This is a genomic window from Faecalitalea cylindroides ATCC 27803 (assembly GCF_000469305.1).
GTDB lineage: Bacteria > Bacillota_I > Bacilli_A > Erysipelotrichales > Erysipelotrichaceae > Faecalitalea > Faecalitalea cylindroides.
The window spans coordinates 1-4,889 of sequence record NZ_KI270953.1 but is presented as its reverse complement, the minus strand read 5'-3'; the positions used below and the strand labels follow the sequence as shown (position 1 = coordinate 4,889).

The 4,889-nt window shown below is 35.5% G+C and carries 4 protein-coding genes; all 4 read right to left on the bottom strand.

Annotation, left to right across the window (positions count from 1 at the left end):
* Window positions 1-407: 407 nt before the first annotated feature.
* The 4 genes from HMPREF0367_RS00620 to HMPREF0367_RS00605 all read right to left on the bottom strand — a co-directional run bounded on the left by HMPREF0367_RS00620 (window position 408) and on the right by HMPREF0367_RS00605 (window position 4,765).
* Window positions 408-1,721: a uracil-xanthine permease family protein gene (locus HMPREF0367_RS00620; RefSeq protein ID WP_035400133.1), complete on the bottom strand. Its 1,314-nt coding sequence runs from the start codon at window positions 1,719-1,721 to the stop codon at window positions 408-410.
* Between the two features lie 79 nt (window positions 1,722-1,800).
* The gene (locus HMPREF0367_RS00615; RefSeq protein ID WP_022356314.1) at window positions 1,801-3,057 is read right to left on the bottom strand and encodes a glutamate-5-semialdehyde dehydrogenase; all 1,257 of its coding nucleotides are present in this window, start codon (window positions 3,055-3,057) and stop codon (window positions 1,801-1,803) included.
* Window positions 3,054-3,830, bottom strand: coding sequence for a glutamate 5-kinase (gene proB / locus HMPREF0367_RS00610; protein ID WP_035400127.1), 777 nt, complete (start codon window positions 3,828-3,830; stop codon window positions 3,054-3,056). The genes HMPREF0367_RS00615 and proB overlap by 4 nt, the downstream gene beginning before the upstream one ends.
* A gap of 14 nt (window positions 3,831-3,844) precedes the next feature.
* The gene (locus tag HMPREF0367_RS00605) at window positions 3,845-4,765 is read right to left on the bottom strand and encodes a hypothetical protein (protein WP_015535224.1); all 921 of its coding nucleotides are present in this window, start codon (window positions 4,763-4,765) and stop codon (window positions 3,845-3,847) included.
* Between the last annotated feature and the right edge of the window lie 124 nt (window positions 4,766-4,889).

The following is a 4,889-nucleotide window of genomic DNA, read 5'->3' as shown; positions in this document are numbered from 1 at the left end:
CACTATTTATATGATTTCTATGAACTTAAACCAAAACGAAGGATGCTTAGCGGCATCCTTTACTGAATACTTCGTATAATGTATATTATGTAATTTTTTGGAAGTTTATTTTTAGGAGATCGAATTCTCCTTTATATAAAGCACTTTTGAAGGGGCTCAATTACCTTTAGTAATGTATTTTTTTAATTCCCCTAATTTATGAATTACATACGATCATCTTTTATCGTTTGAAAGGCTTCAATACCAATTTACTCTTCTAACTCATTTGCATCGAGACGACCAGTTGTTCATTTTTTCGGTTTTCGATGCAAATTAGAAGATCGTGATTGTTTTAAGTTTACGATACTTTGTCTTAAAATGAATTCATATAAAAAAGGTCGTATCGTTACGACCTAATTTGAAGCGATTTATCTGTCTTTTGGTTTTGGTAATATTAAGTTAAGTATAATTGCGGTAATGGTCGCAAGAACTACTGGAGACTTACCAAATACAGTTGATACCCATAATGGGAATGTTTCTAATGAAGCGGAAGCTTGCGTAACACCCATACCAAGTGCAACCGCAAGACCTACGATTGATGTATTACGATAATCCAAAGGTTGAGATGCAATTAGCTTCATACCTGTCATCGCAATTGAAGCAAATACTGAGATCGTAGCACCACCTAAAACACATTGAGGAATTGTTGTTAGTAACGCTGAGATAACCGGTACAAAACCAGCAATCAATATAATACAAGCAGCAAGTCCTAATACGCAACGGTTTACAACTTTAGTTGTCGCAACGATACCAACATTCTGTGAGAAAGTTGCTGTTGGAAGACCACCAAAGAAAGATCCAAGAATGTTAGTTATACCATAGGCAACGATTCCGCCTTGTAATTCATCATCAGTAGGTTGACGATCAAGACCACCAGATGTTGTTGCAGAAAAATCCCCTATAGCTTGAATCGAATTAATTGTGAATAAAATAACAAATGTTAAAATGGCAGAGAATTCGAATTTCATACCAAAATGCATAAATTGAGGTACCTGGAACATTGAAGCTTGTGTAACGGATGAAAAATCAATCATGCCAAAACATGCTGCGATTATATATCCGGCAATGATACCGATTAAAATTGAAGATAGTTTCCAGATTCCCTTGGCAAAATGGTTTAATCCAGTTACGATTGCAAGAACAATAAAGGCTATTAACCAATTCTGCCATGAACCATAATTTGCTGAAGAAGCACCTCCAGCCATATAATTTACGGCTGTAGGATATAACGATAATCCTATCGTAAATACAACAGTCCCTGTTACGATTGGCGGGAATAATTTACGCAATTTTTTAATAAAGATTCCAACCAAGATAGCTGCAATACCACCAATAAGCTGAGCTCCCAATATTGTCGCAATATCATAGGTGCCGGCAATTGCCTGCATGCTTGGAAGATAAGCAAAGCTTACCCCCATGATCACAGGAAGTCCAGATCCAATCTTGCGACCAATTGGAAACAATTGGATCAATGTTGAGATACCGGCAATGACCAAGGCTGCCTGCACAAAAATAACTTGATCATGGACACCAAGTCCTGCAACTTGTGAAATGATGATGGCTGGAGTTACACAACCAACGATCATCGCAACAACATGCTGTAATGCTAATGGAAATGCTTCTTTAAGCGATGGAATCCCATTTAGCTCAAAAACGGATGCTTTTTCATTTTTTGTCTTCATAATCTCTCCTCTTTCTCGTTTGATACTCAATACAGTTTAAGGTAATGTTAGATTTTTAGATTTTTTATCCTTCCCTTCTCTATTCTCTAATCTGTCCATTTCCTTTGATAATATATTTATATGTACACAATTCTTCCAGTCCCATAGGACCTCTTGCGTGAAGTTTCTGAGTACTGATTCCCATTTCACATCCTAGACCAAAAACGCCTCCATCTGTAAAACGTGTACTCGCATTAATATAAACGGCCGCACTATCGATCGTACTGGAAAATTTGGTTTGTGCTTGTTCATTTTCAGAAATGATCGCATCACTATGATGTGTTGAGTGTTCTTGAATATGTTCTATAGCTTCCTCAATAGAATCCACTACTTTAATAGCTAATATATAATCTAAAAATTCAGTATCAAAATCCTCATCGGTTGCTAGTGTTCCATCAATAATTTGATGAGCAATTGGATCCAAACGTAATTCAACAGGTATTTTATCTTGAGCTTTTCTCTGTTCTACCAATACTTCTTTAAGCTTTGGTAAGAAATCCTGGGCAATATCTTTATGGACAAGACAAACTTCTTCTGCATTGCAAACACTTGGTCTTTGTGTCTTTGCATTTTCGATGATTTTGACTGCCTTATCTAAATTGGCATCTTTATCTACATAGATATGACAAATACCAGTACCAGTTTCAATGCATGGAACGGTCGCATTTTGAATGACAGATTGAATCAAACCTTTTCCTCCGCGAGGAATCAAAAGATCGACATATCCGTTTGCTTTCATAAGATCATAAGAACTCTGTCTTGTTGTATCTTCAATCAAATGTATGCGATTTTTACTCATACCAACATTTTCAAGCCCTTCCTGCAAAGCTTTTACGATCGCATTCGCGCTGTTCCAAGCTTCTTTTCCGCTTCGAAGGATACATACACTTCCCGCCTTGATGGTTAAAGCAGCTGCATCGCTTGTAACGTTTGGACGACTTTCATAGATTATGGCTATTACTCCCATTGGTACGGAAATCTTATTCACAATAAGTCCATTCTCTAATGTATGGGTAGAGAGAATTCTTCCAGTTGGATCTGGTAATTTAGACACATCTAAGATTCCCTTAGCCATATCTTGTATTCTGGATGCATCTAGATACAAACGATCGAGCATAACTTCTGAAATTTTATTTTTGGCATTTTCAATGTCGATTTTATTCTTCGATAAAATGTCATCTGTATGATCAATTAAAGCTTTTGCCATTGCTCTCAAGGCAGTGTTTTTTTCTTCTGTTGAGTAAGGAGCTTTATTGCTTTCACGTTTTGCTTGAATCAATATCTCTTGTGTATTCATGATTTCACTGCCTTTCCCATAAAGTATGTTCCAATTCGTTTTCCTTCCAGGATATCATAAAGGTTTTCAGGTTTTGAACCATGGCAGATGATCATATCGATACCATGATCTGTAACGATCTTGGCTGCCTGCAGCTTGGTAACCATACCACCAGTACCTAACATAGATCCTTTATCTTTTCCTAGATGCATGATATCTTCATCCAAGTTTTGTACGATTGGAATTAATTTGGCATCTTTATTTTGATGCGGATCATCTGTATATAGACCATCGATATCACTTAAAAGGATCAATAAATCAGCTTTTATGCAACAAGATACAATAGCACCTAGTGTATCATTATCACCAACGGAAATCTCACTGGTAGAAATCGTATCATTTTCATTAACGATTGGTAAGGCATTTAGTTCTAATAAACGGTATAAGGTATTTTGAAAATTTACTCTTCTTGATTCCTGCTCGACATCTTCTTTTGTCAATAAGATCTGGGCAACCGTATGATTATACTCACTAAATAACTTGTCATATGTATACATCAATTCACATTGTCCAATCGCTGCGGCCGCCTGTTTAGTTGGCATATCATTAGGACGATTGGCTAACATTAATTTCCCGACACCCATTCCAATTGCACCGCTGGAAACAAGAATAATCTCGTGTCTACTATTTTTAAGATCACTAAGTACTTTTACTAATTTTTCAATATGACGGATATTCAACCTGCCTGTTTCATGGGCAAGGGTTGATGTTCCTACTTTAACAACAATTCGCATAATTAATCTCCTAGCTAATATGAAATTTCAAATGTAGTCGTACTTCCAAAGCTATTGGAGATCAAATTGATCGTGAATACATTTGTATCTTTGTCTGAAAAATCGATTCCAACATTTTCAAAAGTAAATTCAATATTACATGTCATTTCCTTTTGTGGTTCAAGAAAATAAACTATATATCCTGTGGCTGTTCCTTCATAATCTTCTGTCTTTGGAGCAAGTCCATCGTTTGAAAAGTCAATCTTTTTATAATCCTCTAAAGACATCCCAGAGAAATCTCCTTTATCACTATATTGAGTGAGATCAAGACCATTTAAGATACCATGCGGTTCTAGATATGGAATTACAATGTTGTGATCGGTTTTATTTATATACGTGATTTGAAGATTTGAAAGCTTTGTGGTTCCGTTTGAAAAATCAGCTTTTGTTTTTGATGCATCTACTTCGATTGCCATGGCTCTATCTTCAAATAAAGTGAATTTTTCTTTTCCCTGCTCTTGAATTTGTGTATTATCGGCTTCTCTTACATCAGCTGCATTAAAGGATAAGAAATCCTCAGTTTTAGGAAAATAGAAACCAATATCTTTTTGATTATTATTTGGGAAACCTACATATCCATAAACATAGGTTGATTCATTACTGGCAATGGTACTTGATGGTGTAGACATATAGCGATCGATCGCATTGATATTTTCATCTTTATCATCGGTCAATGAATAAGATAAAAGTGAGGTATCATAACTAGAATCAGAGTTATTTTCGATGATGGCCATATAGTAATAGTATATTGAATTCGATTCTTTATTTTGGATCTTCATAACATCTTCCAATCGAAAAATAACGTCTTCTTTAAGCGTAACAGACGTATTTTTTGAACACCCACAAAGACCTAAGAATAAAAAAAGACTTGTAATGACAGAAATAATTTTTTTCATATGAATCCAACTCCAATACTCTTTATAAAATGTATCAAAAATATGCCTACTATGCAAACAAAAAAAGACCAGGCGACAATGAATGTCATCTGGTCATATTATTATTTCCCCATTTCATTCATAC

What these genes read in the sequence shown, in the direction of transcription:
- HMPREF0367_RS00620 (WP_035400133.1), bottom strand. Translation starts at nt 1,721, where the DNA reads ATGAAGACAAAAAATGAAAAAGCATCCGTTTTTGAGCTAAATGGGATT.
- HMPREF0367_RS00615 (WP_022356314.1), bottom strand. Translation starts at nt 3,057, where the DNA reads ATGAATACACAAGAGATATTGATTCAAGCAAAACGTGAAAGCAATAAA.
- proB (WP_035400127.1), bottom strand. Translation starts at nt 3,830, where the DNA reads ATGCGAATTGTTGTTAAAGTAGGAACATCAACCCTTGCCCATGAAACA.
- HMPREF0367_RS00605 (WP_015535224.1), bottom strand. Translation starts at nt 4,765, where the DNA reads ATGAAAAAAATTATTTCTGTCATTACAAGTCTTTTTTTATTCTTAGGT.